Consider the following 22,528-nt stretch of genomic DNA (forward strand, 5'->3'; position numbering starts at 1 on the left):
CGTTCGCGTCGTGCGGGGTGCCTCACGCCGCATGACCAACTTTTGGTGACTGAAGCTTTTTCCGACAGCTTACTAGCGATTTCAGTAGAGGTGGTTCAAGCATGTCTCAGGTACGTCGGCAGGCCGCGCTGCGCCCCCGCCCGAGCTGGGGGTGGCAGGATGCCGCCGCGTGCCGGGGCGAGGACCTTGTGCTCTTCTTCGGCCCCGACGGCGAACGCCAGCCGGAGCGGGAGATCCGTGAGCGCAAGGCCAAGGAGATCTGCGCGGCCTGTCCGGTGCGAACCGACTGCCTGGACTACGCGATCTCGCGTCCGGAGAAGTACGGCACCTGGGGCGGGCTCAACGAGGACGAGCGCGCCTCCGAGCGCCGCCGCCGGATGCGCCGCGCCAACGCTGCCTAGCCGAGGCTTTTGACGCACGATCAGCGGATCTCCCCCGGTGGCCCCGGCCCCCGAACAACCCGCGGCGCCCCGACGATTCTCTCGTCGAGGGCGCCGCGGGTTTTCTCGTGTGCGCACCGCCGAACACCGGGACGGGATCAGTCCCCGCCTCCGGCCAGGTGCCGGTCGAACCAGTCGAGTGTCTCCACCGCCACCTGCCGCCACTCCTGACCGCCCTCAAGAAGCTGTTCGGCGCCCGGCATCACCCGCAGGTCGGTGGGTCCGGCCATGCGGCCCCGCGCCCACTCACCCAGCTCGCGGACGAAGGAGTCGCCGCTCTCCAGGAGCACCATGACCGGCGCGCGCACCCTGGACAGGGCGGGTTCGGCCAGGTCGATCCGGCCGCCGTACACCACGACGGCGCCGACGTCCCGCGGTCGCTCGGCCGCGGTGACCAGTGCCGCCGGGGCCGCCGTACCCGAGCCCAGGACCCCCACCGGCTCGTTGGCCGCGTCCGTGGCCCGTCGCAGCCACGTGACCGCGGCGTTCAGCCGCTCCCCCAGGACCCCGGTGTCGACACCCCCGGCGTGCCCGGCCCGCTCGTCCCCGGCCGCCAGGTCCAACAGCAGCGTGGCGTATCCGGAGCGCCGGAGCACCGAGGCGATCGCCCGCCAGCGCGGATCGGTCCGCCCCTCCCCCACCGCCAGGACGATCGCGCCGCGTAGGGCGGCGGGCATGGTGAGGTCGCCGTCGAGGTAGTCCTCACCGGCTCTGATCCGGACACCGCGGGCGACGTCCGGTGGCGGATGGGCGCGTCCGCGTTCGGCCAGGATCGCGGTCACGTGCCCGTCGGAGAGCTGGGAGAAGTCGCGGTACCACTCCCCCACCGCGTGGAAGTTGTCCGGAGCGCTGAGCACGACCATCACGTCGGCCTCCTCGCGCAGGGACGCGACCGCCTCCGGGGCGGCGACGGGTACGGCCAGGACGAGCTGTGCGGGATTGGCCTGCCGCACCATGCGCAGCGCCGCGCGGGCGGTGCCGCCGGTGGCCACACCGTCGTCCACGACCACGCAGTCGCGCCCCGCGATCCGGGGTGTGGGACGGTCGCCCCGGTAGACACGGCGTCGGCGTTCGAGCTCCTCGCGTTCGGTCTCGACGGTGTCGGCCAACGCCTGGCGCGGGATGCGCATCCGGGCCAGCGCGAGGTCGTCGAAGATGACGTGTCCGTCCTCGGAGATCGCGCCGACCCCCAGTTCGGGGCGGCCCGGAAGACCGACCTTGCGGACCATGAGTACGTCGAAGTCGGCGTCGAGCAGACGCGCGAGTTCGGCACCGACCGGAACCCCGCCTCTGGGCAGGGCCAGCACCAGCGGGTCCCTGACCGCGAAGGGCCGCACCCGCTCAGCGAGGCGGCGGCCCGCCTCGGACCGGTCGGTGAAGGGCAACGAAACGGGTACCGGGTTCATGTCCTCACCGGCACCGGGACCGTGGCCCCGGCACCGCTCCTCTCGGCTGTGCGGAGTGAGCCGTTGGAAAAGTGGTACCGGCATACCCCGCGAGATGGCGGTCGCAACCCCGCGCGCAGGCAAAAACCCTCGTTCAGGTGTGGCGGGGGGTGGTCCTGAGCACCCCCATGAGCAGTGCGTCGTGCCTGCGACCGTCCCACAGGAGCGCGTCACGCAGACGCCCCTCGACGGTGAAGCCGCACGACCGGTAGACCGCGATGGCCCGCATGTTGAACGCGTACACGTGCAGCCAGACCCGGTGCAGGCCGATGCGGCCGAAGGCGTACTCCAGCACGAGTTCGGTGGCCTCCCGGCCCAGCCCCTGACCGGCGAACTCGATCGCTGACAGCGCGATGCGGTACCCGGCGCTCTCGTTCTCGGGGGACACGTCGTAGACCGACAGCTCCCCCAGGTAGCGGCCGTCCCTGGGCGCGGTGATCGCCAGGTCGAGGCGGTCGGTGCGGCCCGCGCGGGTGGCGCACCACTCACGGGCCCGTTCGTAGGTGAGGTGCCGGTGGTTCCCGGTGAGCCGGCGGACCTCCTCGTCGAGACTCGCGGCGAAGTAGGCGTCCGTGTGCTCGGGGGCGAGGGGGACCAGGCGGACGCGTGTACCGACGAGGGTGGGTGTGTCTCGCAGCGCTCTCGGATTGATCATGGACACTTCCGGTTCCGACCGGGCCGTGCGCACGGATCCCGGGGTGGGGTCGGCGGACAGGAACTGAGCCCGTGCGGGAGGGGCCGCGGGGCCGGGGTGGAGCGTGGCGGTAACGGCGGCGGGACCTCTATGTAAATCCGCCGTGGCCGTTGAGGCAAGCCCGGAGCCCGACCCGGCCGATATCGGGGAGCCGCGCGCACGGGCGGCCGCTTGACGTCCTCCCCGGTGGGAACCCCGGGATTCCCACCGCCTCGCGACCGCGGGCGCGGTGCGCCTCAGGGCGCCCGCTGGTTCCCGCCTCACTGACCGGCGCCCCACGCAGAAGACCGTGGTCCTACCCCGCCGCCCTCCCCTACTGCGAGGGCTTCGCCATGATCTCGCGGCGGGGCCCGGCGTTTTCAGCTCTCCGCTTCCCGCGCTCCGGCGAGTTTCCGTCCAGCGGTGAGCACGATCCTGGACGCGTTCACGTCCCGGTCGTGGACGGCACCGCACCCCGAACAGGTCCGGGTACGCACATGCAACGGTCTGGGCCCGTCCACCGCCCAGCGCTCCGAACACGTTCGCGAGGAGGCCAGGAACCGGTTCGCCCCGACCAACGCGCGCCGGTACCGGGCGGCCTTGTACTCCGGTATGCGCACGAACGCCGACCACCCGGCGTCGTGCACGCTCTTGGCCCGCTTCGTGCGTCCGAGCCCCCGCACACACGGGTCCTCCACGTACGCCGCTCGGTGCTCGCGGACGATACGGGTGGGGCCCTCGGCGGTCCGGTTCCGCGGGGAGCCGAGCAGCGTGGTGGACGCCTTGGCGGGGGTGACCCGTTCCAGGGCGTCGTCGAACACCACCCGCGCGCACCCGAACGGACGGGCCGGCGCCACGCGCCGGGCCTCGTCCGGGTGGCGACCGGTACCGGCAGCGAAGCTGCATGCGCACACCCTCGCATCCGCCTACGACACCACCGGGACCGCCCGCCTTGGCCAACGGGCGGAGTACGCGGATCCGCTGCACCTGCGGCATGAAGGCCGGAACACTCTCGGACAAGACAGGTAGCATCCGCTGGCAGCGTCCACAGCCCTGGGAGCCGTAGTGAACAGTCCAGCCACCCCCGCCGCCCCGACGGAGGCACCGGCCCGCGAGACCCGCCGGGCCCGGATCGCGGTCTCCACCCTGTTCTTCGTCAACGGGTTCACCTACACCAACGCCGTCCCGTGGTTGCCGGTGATCAAGTCCGAACTGGGGCTCAGCAACGCCGAACTGGGGACGGCGATCGCAGCGGGACCCGCGGGAGCGATCCTGACCGGCATGCTCGCGGGGCCGATGATCCACCGGTTCGGCAGTGGCCGCACCGCCGTGGGAACGAGCCTGATCACCCTGGGAGCGCTTCCGTTCATCGCCCTCGCGCAGAACTGGTGGATGCTCGCGGCCGCCTTCCTGGTGCTGGGCAGCGCCGACGCCTGGACGGACTCGGCGCAGAACTCGCACGGACTGCGCGTACAGCGCCGGTACGGCCGCAGTATCATCAACACCTTCCACGCCGTGTGGAGCATGGCCGCCGTCTCCGGCGGTCTTCTGGGCGCGGCGATGGCCGGTTCGGGGGTGCCCGTCCTGGCCCACCTGGGCGGGGTCTCGTTGGTACTGGTGTGCGTCAACCTGGTCGTGAGCCGGATGCTGCTGCCCGGCCCCGAGCACAGCGAGCGGGCCGACGGGGCCCGTGGTGAGGACGGGCGACGGACGCGCACACCTCTGCGCGGCCTGCTCCTCCTCCTGGCGCTCGGTGTGCTGCTGATGCTCGCCGGAGGCATCGAGGACTCGGCCGCCTCGTGGGGTGCGGTCTACATGACGTCGGAGCTGTCGGCTCCGCTGTTCCTCGCGGCGATGCCGTTCGTCGCCTGCCAGGCGATGATGACGTTGGGACGCCTGGCCGGCGACCGGGTGACCGATCGCTTCGGTGCGGCCGCCGTGGGTGCGGGGTCCGGTCTCCTGGCGGCGGCGGGCATGGCGTTCGCGCTGCTGCTGCCGCACCCGGTGACCACGGTCGTCGGGTTCGCCGTCATGGGTCTGGGGGTGTCCACCCTGTTCCCGCTCACCCTCGCGGCGGCGGGGAACGTACCCGGAGTGCGCACCGGTGACGGCGTGACGGTCGTGGGCTGGCTGGGGCGCGTCGGCTTCCTCGCCTTCCCTCCGGTGGTCGGATTCGCCGCGGACGCACTCAGCTTGGGGACCGCACTGTGGTTGATCGCCGCGGGCGGCGTGGTGGCCTTCCTGCTCGCACCCGCGCTTCGACCGCGCCGCTGACAGCCCCGGGAACGGAGAGGGCCCCCGACCGCGGAACACGGTCGGGGGCCCGACGCACGTCACGGCCCGTTGGGGCCGCGGGTGTGCCGTCGTCAGGCGACCGACGCCGGGCGGCGGGCACCGGACCACAGCGCCATCGCGCCGATCGCGGTCACGACAGCGCCCCCGAGCACGAAGCCCTGGAGGTCGACACCGGTCGTGGCGAGCGACTCGTTCTCCTCGTCCTCGTCGGAGGAGTCCGAGTCGTTCGCGTTGCCGCTCGGCGCCTGGTTGTCGTCACCGTCGTCGTCGGAGTCACGGTTGCCCGTGTCTCCGTCGTCGTCCGGGCTCGGACTGTCGTCGCCGTCGTCACCGGGGTCACCCGGCCCGGGGCTGGGGTCACCCGGGTCGCCGGGGTCACCAGGATCGCCGGGGTCACCCGGGTCACCAGGGTCACCAGGGTCTCCCGGGTCGCCAGGATCGCCGGGGTCACCCGGGTCTCCCGGGTCACCGGGGTCACCGGGGTCACCAGGATCGCCGGGGTCGCCCGGGTCACCGGGGTCACCGGGGTCACCAGGATCGCCCGGGTCACCAGGGTCACCCGGGTCACCAGGGTCTCCCGGGTCACCAGGATCGCCGGGGTCACCCGGGTCCGGGTCAGGCCCAGGGTCACCAGGGTCACCGGGGTCACCCGGGTCCGGGTCCGGGTCCGGGTCCGGCCCAGGGTCACCGGGGTCCGGGTCCGGGTCCGGCCCAGGGTCACCGGGGTCCGGGTCCGGGCCGGGGTCGCCCGGGTCCGGAAGACCCGGGCCACCGTCACCGGGGGTGACAACGTCGTCGAGGGGCTCGACGACGTTCTCGAGAGCGGGGGCCACGGCCGCCTGCTCCTGCACCTCGGGGGCGGTGTCGGGCGCGGTCACGTCGGTCGTGTCGGCGAACGCCGGTCCGACCGAGAACCCGGCCATGCACAGGCTGGCGGCGGTCACCGTCAGAACCCGCTTCTTGGGGGACATCCGTCTCCTTTCTTCATTCGGGATGTACTCACTGAGGGGGAATGGCATAGAGGTGGTCCTCGTGGACCACGAGCGCGTTGTCGCCGAGCAGCCCGCGCGGCTGCGCGGCCCCCTCGGGCAGGTCGGTGGGCGTGCCGTCGGCGGTGACCGCCACCGAGCGTCCGTCCAGCTCACCGAAGACCCGGTCGCCCACGGCGATCTGCGGCTGGAACCCGGGGACGACGGTGCCCTCGCCCGTTTCGAGGTCCACCACGGTGGGGCCGTGGGAGGCGACACGCGTCCCGACCGGCATCGCCTGGTGTCCGGCGTCCTCCAGGTCGGAGGCGTCGACCTCGACCGTGGCGACCACGGCACCGTCCTGGTTGTCGTGGAAGGCCATGAAGGTCCCGTCGCCCTCGGCGGCCCGCCAGAGGACGACGACGTACTCCCGCAGGGCGGTCAGCACCTCCTCCATCTCACCCGCGCCCTCCGGAGGCTGGGCGCGGACCTCGGTGTTCCCGCCCTCGGGGCCGGACCACACCCACGGGCCGTCCACGACCACGCTGAGGACGCGTCCGCCGTCGGCCAGCATGGCCGCGTGGTCGTCGGGCACCACGACCTCACGGAGCCCACCCTCCGCCGGAACGAAGACCTGTTCCCCGACGACCACGAGCGGAGAGCCGCCCACGTACCAGACCATCGCGTCACCGGGAAGTTCGACGCTGACGGGATCACCGCCCGTCACGGGCCAGAACCACAGGGCGTCGGTGGTCTCCAACACCACCGCGGGGGCGCCGTCGTACCCCTTGATCCGCGGAATGCCCAGGAACTCCCCGGCCGCCGTCGGGAGGTCGGCCGCCCAGAGGCGCTCACCCTCGGCGTCGTACAGGTGGAGTCGGTCGTCGGGCGTGATGAGGGAGAGGAGTTCGCCGTCCCGGCTGGCCCTCGGCCAGGTCCCGGGAGCCACCTCAGCGTCGAAGACGACGGTCTCGGCGAAACCCGGGGGCGCGGGCCACGGCAGCGGCTCGGCGGGCTCGGCCGTGCCCTCGTTGCCGGAATCGGCGGGCGTCTCCGGCAGAAGGCGCAGGGCCAGGGCGCCCGCACCGACGACCAGGACCAGCGCGAGCACGGCGGCCCCGGCGATCAGCAGGGGACGCCCGCGCCGCCTCTCCTTCTCCGCAGAGTGCGGGACCCGGGGCTGGGCGGTACCGACCGTGTCAGCGCCTTGGGGCCGGCCGGGCTCGACCGTGTCGGCTGCCTGGACCACACCGTCGGGGGTGGCGACCAACCGCCAGAAGCCGTTGGCGTCTCGGGCGTCGACGAGCACCGGCTGTCCGATGCTGGCGGCGTAGCCGGTGGCGACGTCCAGAGCCGCGCGTCTGGTCTCCCTGGGCACCTGGCCGGTGACGACCTGGCGGTGCCCCCCGATGGAGATCTCCGCGCTCCGTTCGTCGGGAGCGATGACGATGACGACGGTGGGCCGGGAGTGCTCCGGTCGGGACGCCCGGCTCATGGTGCCTCCGAAGGCATGGGAAAGGTGGACCTGTTCGTGTGACGGGTGACGGGTGACCTCGATCAGCTATGACGGTGGCTCGCGACCTGGGGCCGCCAGGGGGAGCGTGTCGGTACACGCGTCGTCACGGCTGCACGAGATGATACTGACCGCCGGTGACCGTGCCGGATCGGGATCTGGGTGGGGAATTCGGTCAATGACGGCCGCGACCGCGCAGGCGCGCCCCGCACCTCTGCCATGACCTGCACATTCTCCTCTTCCCAGGGTTCAACACTCGCCTCCAGAGCATCCTCGACCATGGTTAGGACACTCGTGTAAGGCATTTGGTTCACACCGAAAATGGCCGGATCTGGCCAGCCCGTCAGCGGCCGTCGGCGTCGGTGAGGGTGTCGATGACCGCCTTCTCCCGACGCCGGACCAGGCGGTCGGCGCGTTCGAAACCGCGGTCGGCGATCTCCGCCCGCGCCGAGGCGGTGCGCACGGTCGGCCACATCGCGTCGATCTCGGAGTTGAGCGAGGATCCGGCGAGGACCGCGACGGCCATGACGTAGAGCCAGGCCAGGATGGCGATCGGCGCGGCGAGGGACCCGTAGATGCTCACGTCCCCCAGGGAGGCGTCCAGGTAGGCGCGCAGCCCGGCCGAGCCACCCATCAGTACGACCGTGGCGAGCAGCGCCCCGGGCAGGTGACGCCAGGGGGGTGTGCGCACCGGGACGCTGAGCGCGTAGAGGAGCGTGACGCCGGCCGTGGCGATCAGGCCGACCACCGGCCAGTAGAAGTGGTTGAGCCGCCCCACCGTCGCCGGGAGCAACTGGTGGACCAGGCCGGGGCCGGCGACGAGGACCGGTAGGACCAGGATCGCGAACAGCAGGCCCCCCAGGTAGGCGACGAAGGCCAGGACGCGCTGGCGCAGCCATCCCCGGAGTTCGTCGAGCCCGTAGGCGATCGTGATGGAGCGGATGAACACGTTCATCGCCCGTGACCCCGACCACAGCGAGACCAGGAAGGTCACCGACAGGAGGCCGCCGCGCGCCCCGCCGAGGAAGTCGTCGACGAGTGGTTCCACAACCGTGCGCACGGTGTCCGGGGTCAGCGCGCGGGCCGCCAGGTCGAGCATCCACAGCCGGATCTCCTCGACCAGGTCCGGTCCGAACACCTCCGCCAACGGCCCCAGGGCACCCAGGAGGCACAGCAGGAGCGCGGGCAGGGAGATCAGGGAGAAGAAGGCCGACTCGGCGGCCAGACCGAACACCCGGTACCGGGAGAAGGATCGGATCGTGCGCAGGAACAGGAGGAGGGCACCGTGCGTGAACGGGTGTCGGCGCAGCCACGCGTCGATCGCCCGCCACAGGCTCTCCCAGAATCCCACCACGGGGAGAACGTTAGCGGCCGGGTGGCCTCGGCGCCCCCTCCCGCCACCGCGCGGGAGTGACGTGACTCACGCAGGGACCCGGCGGGCGTGCCTGGACAAGGGGCCGGACCGCGTGCCATTCTCGATGCATGATCGCTGCTCTGGACCCCATGCTCTGCGTGCGCCGCCACGTGGACTTCCTGCGGGTCCGTAGCGCCATCTGTTGCAGCGTCGGTTGATCTCGCCGCCTTTGTGACGCACCCGTTATTCAGGTGTGCGCGCGGCCCCGGCGCTCGCCCTCTTCGATTCCCACACCCGTGGTTTCCACCCGTTTGCCCAGCACGACGACGTGCGGCGCGATCGGGCCAGTGGTGCGGGCGCCGGGCCCGTGAGCACCCCGCGACCCCATCGGAGACACCCGCGATGCCTCCCTCTTCCGCGCAGCCCGGCAAGTCCGCGACGGCGGCCAAGCCCCGCCGCAGCCGTGGCGAGGGCCAGTGGGCCCTCGGCTACCGCGAGCCGCTGAACAAGAACGAGGAGAACAAGAAGAACGACGACGGGCTCAACGTCCGCGACCGGATCATCAACATCTACTCCAAGGCCGGATTCGACTCGATCGACCCGGCCGACCTTCGCGGGCGGTTCCGCTGGTACGGGCTCTACACCCAGCGCGCCCCCGGCATCGACGGCGGCAAGACCGCCGTGCTGGAGCCCGAGGAGCTCGACGACCGCTACTTCATGCTGCGCGTCCGCATCGACGGCGGCCAGTTGTCCGTGGCGCAGCTGCGCGCGGTCGCGGAGGTCTCCCGGGACTACGGGCGCGACACCGCCGACATCACCGACCGGCAGAACGTCCAGCTGCACTGGGTGCGGGTCGAGGACGTCCCCGCCATCTGGGAGAAGCTGGAGTCGGTGGGGCTGTCCACCACCGAGGCCTGCGGCGACACACCCCGCGTGATTCTGGGCTGTCCCCTCGCCGGCGTGGCCGAGGACGAGATCCTGGACGCCACCCCGGAGGTCCACCAGGTCTACGACGACCACATCGGCAGCCCGCTGTTCTCGAACCTGCCGCGCAAGTTCAAGTCGTCGATCTCCGGGTGCTCCTCGTACTGCACCAACCACGAGATCAACGACGTGGCCTTCGTCGGCGTACGCGACGAGGCGGGTGAGGCGGGCTACGACCTGTTCGTCGGCGGTGGCCTGTCCACCAACCCGATGTTCGCCAAGCGTCTGGGCACGTTCGTCCGCCCCGACCAGGTCAGCGAGGTCTGGGCCGGGGTCTGCTCGGTCTTTCGCGACTACGGCTTCCGCCGCCTGCGCACCCGCGCCAGGATCAAGTTCCTCATCAAGGAGTGGGGGGCGGAGAAGTTCCGCCAGGTCCTGGAGGAGGAGTACCTCGGCTACGCGCTGGCGGACGGCCCGGCACCGGAGCTGGACCCCGGGCTGGAGCGCGACCACGTGGGCGTGCACCGGCAGCGCGACGGGAGGTTCTACGTGGGCTTCGCGCCGAAGGTGGGCCGGGTGTCGGGCAGCACGCTGCTGCGCGTCGCCGACATCGCCGAGGCGCACGGTTCGGACCGGGTCCGCACCACCGCCGACCAGAAGCTGGTCATCCTCGACGTCGCCGAGGACAGGGTCGACTCGATCACCGAGGCCCTGGAGGCGGAGGAGCTCCAGGTCCGTCCGAGCACGTTCCGCCGCCAGACCATGGCGTGCACCGGGATCGAGTTCTGCAAGCTGGCCATCGTCGAGACCAAGGGCCGCGCCTCCTCCCTGATCGACGAGCTGGAGAAGCGGCTGCCGGACTTCGACGAACCGCTGACCATCAACGTCAACGGCTGCCCGAACTCCTGTGCGCGCATCCAGGTCGCCGACATCGGGCTCAAGGGCCAGCTGGTGATGAACGAACGCGGCGAGCAGGTGGAGGGCTACCAGATCCACCTGGGCGGCGGCATGGGGCTCAGTGCGTCCTTCGGCAAGAAGGTCCGCGGGCTGAAGACCACGGCCGACGAGCTGCCCGACTACGTGGAGCGCGTACTGCGCCGCTTCCAGGCCCAGAAGGAGGACGGGGAGTCCTTCGCCGCCTGGGTCGGCCGGGCCGACGAGGCCGACCTGAAGTAGGAGACGGACACCCGGCCCCGGCGACGGGGCCGGGCCGACCACGAAGGAAGAAGAGGTGCGCCATGTCCGAGAGGGCCGCGCCCTACTACTGCCCCTACTGCGGTGACGAGGACCTGGTGCCCGAGGAGGGCGCCGCGGTCAAGGGCGAGGGATACCCCTGGGCCTGTCTTTCCTGTGCCCGGGTGTTCCGGGTGAAGTACGTCGGGTTGCGCTCCGCGTCGTTCTCCGCGGGAGGCGCCCCCTCCAGACCGACGGAAGGTAACGCATGAACGCCACCACCACCCCCGCGGGCGGTCCGGAACTCGCCGAGCGGGCCGCGCGTGAACTGGAGGAGGCCTCCGCCGGGGAGATCATCGCCTGGGCCTCGCAGACCTTCGGCGACGGCCTGTGCATGACCTCCTCCATGGCTGACGCGCTGATGGTCGACCTGGCCTCCCGGGTCGTGCCGGGGATCGACGTGATCTTCCTGGACACGGGTTACCACTTCGCCGAGACCCTCGGCACGCGCGACGCGGTCGAGTCGGTGTACGACATCAACCTCGTCAACGTGGAGCCGAACCGCACGGTGGCCGAGCAGGACGGGGCCCTGGGGCCCCGCCTGCACGGGCGCAACCCCGAACTCTGCTGCCACCTGCGCAAGGTCGAACCGCTCAAGCGGGCGCTGGCACCGTACTCGGCGTGGCTGACCGGGCTGCGCCGGGAGGACTCCGCGACCCGTCGGGACACGCCGATCGTCCAGTGGGACCGGCGCCGCCGGATGACCAAGGTGAACCCGATCGCACGGTGGACCCAGGACGACGTGGACTCCTACATCGCCGAGCACGGCGTGATGGTCAACCCCCTCCAGTACGACGGCTACCCCTCGATCGGATGCGAGCCGTGCACCCGTCGTGTGGCTCCTGGCGAGGACCCGCGGAGCGGCCGGTGGGCCGGGCTCGGCAAGACCGAGTGCGGGATCCACGTGTAACGAAATCCCCCCGGGGAGAAACGGCGGTGCGTCCACCGCGGCGGGGCGACTCACCCCCGTCCCGCCGCACCCGAGACCCAGAGAAGGAGGCAGGGGCTTGCTCTTCGGCCCGCAGGACGGGCTGCGCGCCCCGACAGGTTCATGAGCACGGAGACCCAGCGCGGAGTGGGACGTGGAGCGGTACCGCTCCTGGCGGTGGCGCACGGCAGCACCGACCCCCGGTCGGCGGCGGCCGTGTCGGCCCTGTTCGACAGGGTGCGCGCACTGCGGCCCGGTCTGGACGTCCGCGTGTCCTACCTCGACCACGTGGCGCCCGGGGCCGAGGCCGCACTGGCCGACCTGGCCGCAGGCGGCGCTGGCGGGGCGGTGGTGCTGCCGACCCTGCTGACGGCGGCCTACCACAGCAAGGTGGACCTGCCCCGGGTCCTGGCCAGGGTGCGTGAGGAGAGCCCCTGGCTGCGCGTGTCCTACGCCGACACCCTTGGTCCGCACCCGCTGCTGCTGGACGCCGTGGAACGGCGGCTGGCCGAGGCGGGCGCGCGTCCCGGTCCGGACACCGCCCTGGTCCTGGCCTCAGCGGGCTCCAGCGACGCCGGGGCCAACTCCACGGTGCGGTCCGTGGCGGCCCGGTTGGCCGGGCGCGGGCCGTGGCGGGAGGTGGTCGCGGCGTTCGCGTCGGCGGAGTCACCCGGTCCCGGTGAGGCGGTGGCGGATCTGCGGGAGCGCGGCGCCGACCGGGTGGCCGTGGCCAGCTACCTGCTGGCGCCGGGGTTCTTCTCCGACCGGATCCGCGACCGGTCGGCGGCGGCCGGCGCGTCGGTGGTGTCCGAGGTTCTGGGGGACGCGCCCGAACTGGCCGAGGTGGTGCTGGAGCGCTACGACGCCGCGGTGGCCACGCGGCACGCCCGCCTCTGACACCGCCCGGGGGGCGGCCGCCGGGTCTGCCGCCCCGTCCACAGGTCACCGATTGGCCCTTGTCGCGGCCCCCGTAGCGAAGAAGAATCGTTGGCACGGCGACCCGACCGGGTCGCCGAGGCGACGGGAGCAATCGGGGGTCGATGTGTCGGAGCACGGTGACAGGCGCTGGGGGATCCGGGACATGCTGCGGGGACTGCCCGTGTTCGCGGGGGCGCTCGCGGAGTTCGACCCCTCGACCGCACCGGAGGATCCCGCCCGACTGTTCCGGACCTGGTTCGCCGAGGCGGTGGCGGCAGGGGTCCGGGAACCGCACGCGATGACGGTGGCCACGGTCGACGAGCACGGGGAGCCGTCCTCCCGGGTGGTCATCATGAAGGACTTCACCCCCGAGGGATGGTGGTTCGCCACCACGACGGGGTCCCGCAAGGGACGGGACCTGGCCAAGAACCCGGCGGTGGCACTGTCGTTCTACTGGGGCGAACAGGGGCGGCAGATTCGGGTGCGCGGGTTCGCGGAGCTGGCGAGTCCCGAGCGGTGCGCCGCCGACTACCTGGCCAGACCGCTGGAGTCGCGGGTGGCCGGTCTGCACGGACGGCAGAGCGAGCCCCTGGCCGAGCTGGCCGACATCCATCGCACGGCCGACGAGAGCCGCGCGCGCCTGGCGGCCGACCCGGACCTGGTGCCCTCCGACTGGGGGCTGTACCGGGTGGCGGCGACCGAGGTCGAGTTCTGGCAGGCCGACCCCGACCGGCGGCACACGCGTCTGCGCTACACGCGGCCCACCGTCGACGCCGGGTGGGACAGCGAACTGCTGTGGCCGTGAGGCCGGGGTGACCCGGGTGGGCCCTCCTCCCGGCGGAGGGACGGGCCCGGGCGGGTGCGGCGGGTACGTCGACCGGGCAGGGCCCGTGCGGTGGGTCGTGTGGGCCGCACCGGGTATCAGCTCGATTCTCGACCGAACCCGGTTCGGTTAGGGCTCGGTGGCGCGGGTTACGATTCCCGCACTCCCACCGCCGACCCACGGACGGAAAGGCAACGATGCCCGCCACACACGAGGTGTTCAACCAGGCCATCCCGCTCGGCGACTACGCCGCCGCGGAGGACCCCCCGCTCCTGGAGGGACTGCGACGCGAGGGTGCCGGGTGGGCCGAGCCGGAGGTACGCGAGGTCGGCACCGCCGCCGGAAGCGAGCGGGTCCGCTCCTGGGGCGAGTCGGCCAACACCTACCCGCCCGTGCTGCGCACCCATGACCGGTACGGCCACCGCGTGGACGAGGTCGACTACCAGCCCGCGTACCACGTGCTCATGGAACAGGCGGTCGAGAACGGACTGCACGCGGCCCCCTGGGGGGACCGCCGGGCGGGCGCGCACGTGGCGCGCGCCGCCAAGTTCTTCCTGTGGTCCCAGCCGGAGAGCGGCCACGGCTGCCCGATCTCGATGACCTACGCGGTGGTCCCGGCCCTGCGCCACGCCCCCGAGCTGGCCGAACGCTACGAACCGCTGCTGACCTCGAGGACCTACGACTTCGGGCTGCGCCCGCCCCTGGGCAAGCGGGGCCTCATCGCGGGCATGTCGATGACGGAGAAACAGGGCGGCTCCGACGTGCGCGCCAACACCACGCGCGCCGTACCCACCGCCGAGGGCCACCACCTGCTCACGGGGCACAAGTGGTTCACGTCGGCCCCGATGAGCGACTTCTTCCTCACCCTCGCCCAGGCTCCCGAGGGGCTGAGCTGCTTCCTCGTCCCCCGTGTACTGCCCGACGGCACCCGCAACGCGCTGTACGTCCAGCGGCTCAAGGACAAGCTGGGCAACCGCTCCAACGCGTCGGCCGAGCTGGAGTACGACGGCGCGGTCGCACACCTGGTCGGTGAACCGGGCCGGGGCGTGCGCACCATCATCGACATGGTCAACAGCACCCGGCTGGACTGCGTGATCGGTTCGGCGGCCGGGATGCGCGCCGCCGTGGTACACGCCCTGCACCACGCCGAACACCGCTCCGCGTTCGGGGCCCGGCTGGTCGACCAGCCGCTCATGCGCAACGTCCTGGCCGACCTGGCGCTGGAGTCCGAGGCGGCCACCACGCTGATGACCCGCCTGGCCGGGGCCGTGGACCGCTCGGCCCGGGGGGACGGGGCGGAGACCGCCTTCCGCCGCCTGGGCGTGGCCGTGGGCAAGTTCTGGGTGACCAAGCGCCAGCCCGCGCACGCGGCCGAGGCCCTGGAGTGCCTGGGCGGTAACGGCTACGTCGAGGAGTCGGGGATGCCGCGCCTGTTCCGGGACTCCCCGCTCAACTCCATCTGGGAGGGGTCGGGGAACGTGGCCGCGCTGGACGTGCTGCGGGCGATGGGCCGCAGCCCGGAGTCGGTCGAGGCACTGTTCGCCGAACTGCGCGCCGCGGCGGGCGTGGACGAGCACTTCGACACCGCGCTCAAGCGGCTGGAGCAGGCCCTGTCCGACCTGGACGAGGCCCAGTACCGGGCGCGGTCGGTGGTCGAGCTGATGGCCCTCACCCTCCAGGCCTCGCTGCTGCTGCGGTACGCTCCCGCCCCTGTCTCCGCGGCCTTCACCGTCAGCCGTCTGGGCGGTGACTGGGGGCACGTGTTCGGCACCCTGCCCCGCGGGGTGGACACCGAGGCGATCCTGGAGCGCGCACGGCCGCGAGGGTAGTCGCGTGGTCGGGAAGGACCGTCTCCCCGACCACGTCCGCGAGGGTGTGTCGGGATCGAGATCCGTACCGGAACACGCTGATAATTCTCATGAAAAGCCACAAATCGAGACAGGGCGCGAATGATCATCGCCCCTGGTCGGCATAATCCGGCGATCGGAGCGGAAGGAAGAAGGCGAACCCGACCAACCGCTTTCGGACCGGGGCGGGAACGCGGCACGGGGGGCTCCGAACTGGGAGGATCACCGCGGCCGCCACCGCACCGGTCGGCGAAGGCCCCGACACCAAGAGACTGACGACGCCAATGGTGGAAGTCTGGCCCGGTAGTTCCTATCCGCTCGGTGCGACCTTCGACGGGTCCGGCACCAATTTCTCCCTCTTCTCCGAAGTCGCCGAACAGGTCGACCTGTGCCTGTTCGACGACGACGGGGAGGAGACCCGCGTACCCCTCACCGAATACGACGGATTCGTCTGGCACGGATACCTTCCCGGTGTCGGCCCGGGGCAGCGGTACGGATACCGCGTCCACGGTCCCTACGCGCCCGATCACGGTCTGCGCTGCAACCCGAACAAGTTGCTCACGGACCCCTACGCCAAGGCCCTGAACGGGGAACTCACCTGGCACGAGTCGCTGTTCAGCTACCACTTCGCCGCCCCGACGCGCCGCAACAACGCCGACAGCGCGCCCTACGTGCCCAAGTGCGTGGTGGTCAGCCCGTTCTTCGACTGGGGCAACGAGTCCCGGCCCAGCACCCCGTACCACCGGACGGTGATCTACGAGGCGCACGTGCGCGGCCTGACCATGCGCCACCCGGGGATCCCCGAACACCAGCGGGGCACCTACTCCGGTCTGGCCCACCCCGCGATGATCGACTACCTCACCTCGCTGGGGGTGACCGCGGTCGAACTCATGCCCGTCCACCACTTCGTCCCCGAGCACGCCATGGTGGCCCGCGGACTGACCAACTACTGGGGGTACAACACCCTGGCCTACCTGGCCCCGCACAGCGGGTACGCCGCGCTCGGTTCCCGGGGCCAGCAGGTCCAGGAGTTCAAGGCGATGGTGAAGTCGCTGCACGAGGCCGGGATCGAGGTGCTCCTGGACGTGGTGTACAACCACACCGCCGAGGGCGACCACATGGGGCCCACCCTGTCACTGCGCGGGATCGACAACCTGAGCTACTACCGGGTCAGTGACGAGGACCAGCGCTACTACCTCGACTACACCGGTTGCGGCAACAGCCTGAACGTGCGCCACCCGCACTCGCTCCAGCTCATCATGGACTCGCTCCGGTACTGGGTCCTGGAGATGCACGTGGACGGCTTCAGGTTCGACCTGGCGTCGGCGCTGGCACGGGAGTTCCACGACGTCGACCGGCTGAGCACCTTCTTCGACATCGTCCAGCAGGACCCGGTGATCTCACAGGTCAAACTGATCGCCGAACCCTGGGACGTCGGTCCCGGAGGCTACCAGGTGGGCAACTTCCCTCCGCTGTGGACGGAGTGGAACGGCAAGTACCGCGACACCGTGCGCGACTACTGGCGGGGCCAGCCGGTGCTGGGCGAACTCGCCTCCCGCCTGGCCGGATCCAGCGACCTGTACCAGGACGACGGCCGCCGCCCGGTGGCCTCCATCAACTTCATCACCTGCCACGACGGCTTCACCCTGGCCGACCTGGTCTCCTACGACCACAAGCACAACGAGGCCAACGGTGAGGACAACCGGGACGGCACGGACGACAACCGCTCGTGGAACCACGGCGTGGAGGGGTCCACCCGGGATCCGGCGATCATCACCCTGCGCCGCCGCCAGGTGCGCAACCTCCTCACGACCCTGTACCTGTCCCAGGGGGTCGTGATGCTCTCGCACGGCGACGAGGTGGGCCGCACCCAGGACGGCAACAACAACGCCTACTGCCAGGACAACGAGATCGCCTGGATCGACTGGAGGGGAGCAGGTCTGAGCGGGGAGGAGCCCGACAACGACCTGCTCGACTACGTCCGGGTACTCGGACACCTGCGCCGCGACCATCCGGTCTTCCGACGGCGCAGATTCTTCCGCGGCAGCCCGGTCGAGTGCGGACGCAACGACGGACACGGCCTCCCCGACATCGTGTGGCTGCGGCCGGACGGCAAGCCGATGTCGGGGCCGGACTGGAACTCCACCGGCCAGGCGCTCGGTGTGTTCCTCAACGGCGACGCCATCACCGAACCCGACCCGCGCGGACGCAGGATCCGCGACAGCTCGTTCCTGTTGCTGCTCAACAGCGGCGCGGACCCGGTGGACTTCGCCCTGCCCGGTACGGAGTACGGAATGGCGTGGGAGACGGTCCTGGACACGGCCGAGCCGGACGTGTCCGGGCGCCCCTCCGCTTCGGCCTCCGACCCCGTCCGGGTGATCGACCGGGCGCTGTTGCTGCTGCGGAGGGTCTCCCACCGGCACGGCCGACTGCCGTAGGCGCGGTGGGGCCCGTCCGGGGCGGGAGGATGCCAAGCTAGGACATCATGGCTTCGAACACCGCACCGCCCGACCCCGGCCCGTTCCGCCGACTCCTGCCCCACGACGGCACGGACGTGGACCTGGCCTCCGTGTACGCCTACCCCGACCACCTGGACCGACCCTGGGTGCGCGCCAACATGGTCGCCAGCGCCGACGGAGGCGCGATCGGCCCGTCCGGGCGCAGCCGCGACCTGTCCTCCGCCCCTGACCGGAGGGTCATGGGCGTGCTGCGCGGCCTGTGCGACGTGGTCCTGGTGGGCGCGGCGACCGCCCGTGTCGAGGGGTACGCGCCCGTCCGCCCGCGCCAGGCGTGGGAGCCGTTGCGGCGCGGGCGGCCGCGGACCCCGCCGATCGCGGTGGTCTCGCGGACTCTGGACATCCCGGAGCGGCTGCTGGCCGCCGCGCCCGGGGAGGCGCGCACCATCGTGTTCACGACGGCCTCCGCACCCAGGAGGCGCCGGGACCGGGTCCGCGCGAGCGCCGACCTGATCGTCGTCGACGGTGTCTCCGTGGGGCCCGAACACATCGTCAACGCGCTCGGGGAGAGAGGTCTGTTCCGCGTGCTGACCGAGGGCGGACCGCACCTGCTCGCGGAGTTCGTCGCGGCCGGGTTGCTGGACGAACTGTGCCTGACCCTCAGCCCCCACCTGTTGGGGGCGGGCTCCCCGCGGGTGGTCGCCGGGGGTCCCGGGACCCCCGGTGCCCCGACACGGGCCTCGGTGAGGAACACACCCGTGCGCATGGCGCATCTTCTGGAGGCGGACGGAAACCTCTTCGCGCGTTACGTCCGAGAATAGGGAGGCTGCCGGGGGTCGGCCGGAACCGGCCGGTTTCGGCCGCCACACAACCACGCATGAACCTCCCCGCAACCGGACATACCCGATGTGTGCCATCCACTGGAAACACCCCCACTGGACACATCGCATTGACGGGGCTTACCGGCTTGGCCCCCCGGGCGAGAGGATGAACCAGAGTGCCGACGTCCGAGAACGGGTCCCCTCCGGTCTACCGGGAGATAGCCGAGGAACTACGCGGACAGATCCGTGCCGGGCGGTACGCCGACGGCGACCGCCTTCCCGGGGAGAACGCCCTGATGGAACGCCATGGCATCGCCCGGGCCACGGCACGCCAGGCGCTGTCCGTACTCATCAACGACGGCCTGGCCGTGGCCGTGCGCGGCTCGGGCATCTACGTCCGGCTCTTCCGGCCCGTGCGAAGACACGGCGCGCGCCGCCTGTCCCAGGAACTCTGGGGCAGCGGCAGGGCGATCTGGCAGACCGACAGTGCGGACCGCGGCTACGAGGTCGACTCCCTGGAGGTGACCGAGGGCGCGGCCCCCGAACACGTGGCACGCGCGCTGGAACTGCCCGAGGGCGCCCGGGTACTGCGCCGTTCCCGCCGCTACCTGGTCGACGGCCGCCCTGTGCAGAGCGCCGTCTCCCACCTTCCGCTGGCCGTTCTGGAGTCCGGGGGCGACTCCCCCGCCGCGCGCCGCGTCCGCGAACACGACACCGGGCCCGGCGGGATCTACGCCCGGTTGGCCGACCTGGGACACGCGCCCGCCCATTTCACCGAGGAGATCCGGGTGCGCATGCCCACCCCCGAGGAGAGGTCGCACCTGGCGATCGCGGCCGGTACACCCGTGCTGGAGGTGGCCCGTACCGCGCTGACCCGCGAACACCGCCCGGTCGAGTTCAACGAGATCACCATGGACGGTTCGGCCTACGTCCTCCAGTACGACTTCGACGCCTGAGCCCGCGGACACCGCGCCGAACCGACGTGACGGGAGGGGTCCTGACGTGACCCCTCCCGTCCTCCTTCGGTACTCAGCGACCACCCCGCCTGGAGGCGAACACCAGATACGCCAGGACCAGGAAGGCCAGACCCACCGCGATCGCCCCTGCTGCGGCGAAGGGCAGGCTGTCGGACGCCGTCATCGCCCACCTGGCGACCCCGAGGCCGAGGACCATCGCCACGCCCAGAGCGCACACCGCGACGACGGCGACGAGGGCGAGCAGCTTCCGGTCGTTCCACGGCTCCGGTCTGGCGGCGTCGATCCGCGCCACCGCGGCGCGTGCGCTGAGCTCCGTCGCCCAGCGCAGTTCCCGGCCGACGGTGACCGTTTCCACGGCCACCGTCCTGGGCCAGACCCGGGCTCCTGCGGTGGCCTGGTCGAGCCACCACAGCCCGTATCTGATTCTCCCCACGCGCAGTGGTCGCCTGCTCACTCCGAGTGCTTGTTGTGCCGTAACTGCCATGTCACCTGCCTCGGCGCACATCGACCACTGGACCCTGTTCAAGGACTACCCGGGGGTTAGGCAACCGAACGTAACAAGCGAGGAGGTTAGGGCTTTGTGACGCTACAGCATGATTTACACCCCTAAAAATGTTGATGCGTGTTCCATCCGGAACGTGGTCGAGGCGGCACCCCGGGCGAAATACCGGTAGCGTCGTCACCATGGCTGACGCAGCGGAACAGGGCACCGGAGACGGAGCCGCGAGGATTCCCCGGACCGACGCGGAGTGGCGCGAACGACTCAACGCGCAGGAGTACGCCGTACTCAGGCAGGCGGGCACCGAACGCCCCTGGAGCGGCGCCTACGTCGACACCAGGATGGAGGGGGTCTACCAGTGTCGGGGGTGCAGAACCGAGCTGTTCCGCTCCACCGAGAAGTTCGACTCGCACTGCGGCTGGCCCAGCTTCTACGACCCCGCCCACTCATCGGCGGTCACCCTGCACGAGGACTCCTCTCTCGGCATGGTCAGGACCGAGGTCCGGTGCGCCGCCTGCGAGTCCCACCTGGGCCACGTGTTCCGCGGTGAGGGGTACGCCACGCCCACCGACGAGCGCTACTGCATCAACTCGGTCGCCCTGGCCCTGGAGCCGACCGACCCGACGGAGTAGGTTGGCGTACCATCCTGGTTCCGGACACGCGCGCGGGGACCATCCACGACCACCCGAGGTTCGGTGCCCGCGATCCGTCCCCGGCGTATCGGGGATAATCGCGTCCAGCGCGCCAACGTTCGGCTCCGCCGACCCGCGGCGCGCGGCGCGACACAGACCCACCCGGTCTCCGCGTACCCGCCCCGAGCCCACGGGCAGCCCCACAATGGCGCCCGAGAAAAGGGCGAACCGACCCAAGCCGCGACGAAAGCGCCCGATGACCGACGAATCACCTTCCACAGCGTCCTCCCCCCGGCCTCCGGCCCGACCGCGCCTCGGTATGGCCCAGGGGTCGGCGCCCTGGCTGCTGCCCGCCCTGGGTGCGGCGGGAGCCGCGGCTCTGGCCGCCCGGGGATCCCGCACGCGCGCGGCGGCCGCAGTCCCGGTCATCGCCCTCGCCGCGGGCATGACGTGGTTCTTTCGCGACCCCGAGCGGGGTCCGGCCACCGGACGGGTGATCTCCGCGGCCGACGGCGTCGTCCAGAGCCTGGACCTGCAGCCCGACGGCCGGACCCGGGTCGCGGTGTTCATGAACCCCCTGAACGTGCACGTCAACCGTGCACCCCTCGCCGGAGTGATCACCCGGGTCGAGCACCGCCCCGGGGGCTTCCGCCCCGCATTCGACAAGGACAGCGAGCGTAATGAGCGCGTCATCTGGACCCTTGAAACCGAGATCGGTGAGATCACGGTCGTTCAAATCGCCGGCGCGATGGTCAGGCGTATCGTCCCGTATCTCGCTGCGGGGCAGAAGGTCGAGCAAGGCGAGAGGATCGGTCTCATCCGGTTCGGGTCGCGCGTCGACGTCTACCTTCCGGCCGGGGTCGCCCCGGCGGTGGAGGTCGGCCAGAAGGTCCGTGCCGGAGAAACCCGTCTTGACGCCGACTGAGCGGTCGGTCCTGGGGCCGGAGCGCACGGCTCCCCCGGACACCGGCGCCCCCCGGTTGCGCCTGGGAGTCGCGGACTACCTGACGCTGGGCAACGCCCTGTGCGGCTTCCTGGCGGTGTGGGCGCTGGCCACGGCCCAGTCCGCGCACGCCGCCTCCGGCGCCGCGGGGCCCCTCCCCCGTGCCGCCATGGCCACGGTCGTCGGGCTGATGCTGGTGGCGGCCGCGCTGGACGTCCTGGACGGCCGTGTCGCGCGCAAGCTCGGCGGCAGCGGCATGGGGGCCGAGCTGGACAACCTCGCCGACGTGATCAGTTTCGGGTTCGCCCCGGCGTTCTTCTTCGTGGTGTGGGGCATGTTCTCCGGAGGCCCGACGGCACTGCCCGTCATCGGCGGGGGCGCCGTCCTGCTGGCGGTCATCGTGCGCCTGGCCCGCTTCTCCTGCCAGGCACCGGGGGCCAGCTACTTCACCGGGCTCCCCTGCCCGTTCGGGGCGATGGCCGTGGTGACCGTGGTCCTGATGGACCCGCCGCTGTACGCGGGCGTCACCGCCGTGCTGGTCATCTCCTGGCTGATGGTGAGCCGCATGGAGTACCCCAAGCCGCGCGGGCGCAGGATCTACGCCGTGCTCGGGTCCCTGGCCGTCGGTGTGGCGCTCATGGCCGTCTGGGGGCTGGGCCTGCCCGCGGGAGACGCCCTGATCTACCTCATGAGCGCCGTGGTCCTCGGCTTCATCGTCACGATCCCCTTCTACGTCCTGGCCACCCGCAGGCCCTCGGCCGGTCGCGGCCCCGCCGACCGCTGAGGGGGAGGGCGACCGAGCGCGTCGGGCCCCGGGCTGGTCCAGCCCGGGGCCCGAT

The 22,528-nt window shown here is 71.5% G+C and carries 21 protein-coding genes; 14 read left to right on the forward strand and 7 right to left on the reverse strand.

Annotated elements, in window-relative coordinates; translation table 11 throughout:
- The first annotated feature begins 101 nt into the window (after positions 1-101).
- On the forward strand, positions 102-401 hold the full coding sequence (locus ACTVAJ_RS10595; protein ID WP_017588640.1) for a WhiB family transcriptional regulator: 300 nt from the start codon (positions 102-104) through the stop codon (positions 399-401).
- A gap of 137 nt (positions 402-538) precedes the next feature.
- On the opposite strand, the gene ACTVAJ_RS10600 is transcribed toward ACTVAJ_RS10595, so the two are convergent.
- From ACTVAJ_RS10600 to ACTVAJ_RS10610, 3 genes are all read right to left on the reverse strand, one after another.
- On the reverse strand, positions 539-1,846 hold the full coding sequence (locus ACTVAJ_RS10600; protein WP_470387932.1) for a phosphoribosyltransferase family protein: 1,308 nt from the start codon (positions 1,844-1,846) through the stop codon (positions 539-541).
- Between the two features lie 133 nt (positions 1,847-1,979).
- A complete protein-coding gene (locus ACTVAJ_RS10605) occupies positions 1,980-2,540 on the reverse strand; it encodes a GNAT family N-acetyltransferase (protein ID WP_470387933.1) in 561 nt (186 codons plus the stop codon).
- Between the two features lie 398 nt (positions 2,541-2,938).
- A complete protein-coding gene (locus tag ACTVAJ_RS10610) occupies positions 2,939-3,382 on the reverse strand; it encodes a zinc ribbon domain-containing protein (protein WP_470387934.1) in 444 nt (147 codons plus the stop codon).
- A 241-nt stretch (positions 3,383-3,623) separates the two neighbouring features.
- Between ACTVAJ_RS10610 and ACTVAJ_RS10615 the strand changes: the two genes are divergently transcribed.
- Entirely contained in the window at positions 3,624-4,832 is a 1,209-nt protein-coding gene (locus ACTVAJ_RS10615) for an MFS transporter (protein ID WP_470387935.1), read from the forward strand.
- Between the two features lie 92 nt (positions 4,833-4,924).
- On the opposite strand, the gene ACTVAJ_RS10620 is transcribed toward ACTVAJ_RS10615, so the two are convergent.
- From ACTVAJ_RS10620 to ACTVAJ_RS10630, 3 genes are all read right to left on the reverse strand, one after another.
- Entirely contained in the window at positions 4,925-5,824 is a 900-nt protein-coding gene (locus ACTVAJ_RS10620) for a hypothetical protein (RefSeq protein WP_470387936.1), read from the reverse strand.
- A gap of 28 nt (positions 5,825-5,852) precedes the next feature.
- Positions 5,853-7,316 carry a hypothetical protein gene (locus tag ACTVAJ_RS10625; protein WP_470387937.1) on the reverse strand — a complete coding sequence of 488 codons (1,464 nt, stop codon included), beginning with the start codon at positions 7,314-7,316 and terminating at the stop codon, positions 5,853-5,855.
- A 361-nt stretch (positions 7,317-7,677) separates the two neighbouring features.
- Positions 7,678-8,688, reverse strand: coding sequence for a YihY/virulence factor BrkB family protein (locus ACTVAJ_RS10630; RefSeq protein ID WP_470387938.1), 1,011 nt, complete (start codon positions 8,686-8,688; stop codon positions 7,678-7,680).
- Positions 8,689-9,090: 402 nt separating this feature from the next.
- On the opposite strand from ACTVAJ_RS10630, the gene ACTVAJ_RS10635 reads away from it, so the two are divergent.
- The 9 genes from ACTVAJ_RS10635 (at position 9,091) to ACTVAJ_RS10675 (ending at position 19,594) form a co-directional block, all read left to right on the forward strand.
- Positions 9,091-10,788 carry a nitrite/sulfite reductase gene (locus tag ACTVAJ_RS10635; RefSeq protein ID WP_470387939.1) on the forward strand — a complete coding sequence of 566 codons (1,698 nt, stop codon included), beginning with the start codon at positions 9,091-9,093 and terminating at the stop codon, positions 10,786-10,788.
- Positions 10,789-10,850: 62 nt separating this feature from the next.
- Positions 10,851-11,057: a hypothetical protein gene (locus ACTVAJ_RS10640; RefSeq protein WP_268643108.1), complete on the forward strand. Its 207-nt coding sequence runs from the start codon at positions 10,851-10,853 to the stop codon at positions 11,055-11,057.
- The gene (locus ACTVAJ_RS10645) at positions 11,054-11,755 is read left to right on the forward strand and encodes a phosphoadenylyl-sulfate reductase (protein WP_470387940.1); all 702 of its coding nucleotides are present in this window, start codon (positions 11,054-11,056) and stop codon (positions 11,753-11,755) included. Before ACTVAJ_RS10640 ends, ACTVAJ_RS10645 begins: the two co-directional genes overlap by 4 nt.
- 141 nt (positions 11,756-11,896) lie before the next feature.
- On the forward strand, positions 11,897-12,670 hold the full coding sequence (locus ACTVAJ_RS10650) for a sirohydrochlorin chelatase (protein ID WP_470387941.1): 774 nt from the start codon (positions 11,897-11,899) through the stop codon (positions 12,668-12,670).
- Positions 12,671-12,854: 184 nt separating this feature from the next.
- Complete coding sequence (locus ACTVAJ_RS10655; RefSeq protein ID WP_470387942.1) at positions 12,855-13,496, forward strand: pyridoxine/pyridoxamine 5'-phosphate oxidase; 642 nt, start codon at positions 12,855-12,857, stop codon at positions 13,494-13,496.
- 215 nt (positions 13,497-13,711) lie between these two features.
- Positions 13,712-15,343, forward strand: a complete 1,632-nt coding sequence (locus ACTVAJ_RS10660; RefSeq protein WP_470387943.1) for an acyl-CoA dehydrogenase family protein — start codon at positions 13,712-13,714, stop codon at positions 15,341-15,343.
- A 302-nt stretch (positions 15,344-15,645) separates the two neighbouring features.
- A complete protein-coding gene (gene glgX / locus ACTVAJ_RS10665; RefSeq protein ID WP_470387944.1) occupies positions 15,646-17,799 on the forward strand; it encodes a glycogen debranching protein GlgX in 2,154 nt (717 codons plus the stop codon).
- 47 nt (positions 17,800-17,846) lie between these two features.
- A complete protein-coding gene (locus ACTVAJ_RS10670) occupies positions 17,847-18,638 on the forward strand; it encodes a pyrimidine reductase family protein (protein WP_470387945.1) in 792 nt (263 codons plus the stop codon).
- Positions 18,639-18,814: 176 nt separating this feature from the next.
- Positions 18,815-19,594 carry a GntR family transcriptional regulator gene (locus ACTVAJ_RS10675; protein ID WP_470387946.1) on the forward strand — a complete coding sequence of 260 codons (780 nt, stop codon included), beginning with the start codon at positions 18,815-18,817 and terminating at the stop codon, positions 19,592-19,594.
- A gap of 73 nt (positions 19,595-19,667) precedes the next feature.
- Here ACTVAJ_RS10675 and ACTVAJ_RS10680 read toward each other — a convergent pair whose 3' ends face one another.
- Entirely contained in the window at positions 19,668-20,048 is a 381-nt protein-coding gene (locus tag ACTVAJ_RS10680; protein ID WP_470387947.1) for a hypothetical protein, read from the reverse strand.
- 251 nt (positions 20,049-20,299) lie between these two features.
- Between ACTVAJ_RS10680 and msrB the strand changes: the two genes are divergently transcribed.
- The 3 genes from msrB (at position 20,300) to ACTVAJ_RS10695 (ending at position 22,473) form a co-directional block, all read left to right on the forward strand.
- Positions 20,300-20,746, forward strand: a complete 447-nt coding sequence (gene msrB / locus ACTVAJ_RS10685) for a peptide-methionine (R)-S-oxide reductase MsrB (RefSeq protein WP_470387948.1) — start codon at positions 20,300-20,302, stop codon at positions 20,744-20,746.
- 256 nt (positions 20,747-21,002) lie between these two features.
- The gene (locus tag ACTVAJ_RS10690; protein WP_470387949.1) at positions 21,003-21,671 is read left to right on the forward strand and encodes a phosphatidylserine decarboxylase; all 669 of its coding nucleotides are present in this window, start codon (positions 21,003-21,005) and stop codon (positions 21,669-21,671) included.
- Positions 21,658-22,473: a CDP-alcohol phosphatidyltransferase family protein gene (locus ACTVAJ_RS10695; RefSeq protein ID WP_470387950.1), complete on the forward strand. Its 816-nt coding sequence runs from the start codon at positions 21,658-21,660 to the stop codon at positions 22,471-22,473. The genes ACTVAJ_RS10690 and ACTVAJ_RS10695 overlap by 14 nt, the downstream gene beginning before the upstream one ends.
- Positions 22,474-22,528: the final 55 nt, after the last annotated feature.

The organism is Nocardiopsis sp. KDC1DS13DA1 (assembly GCF_055632325.1).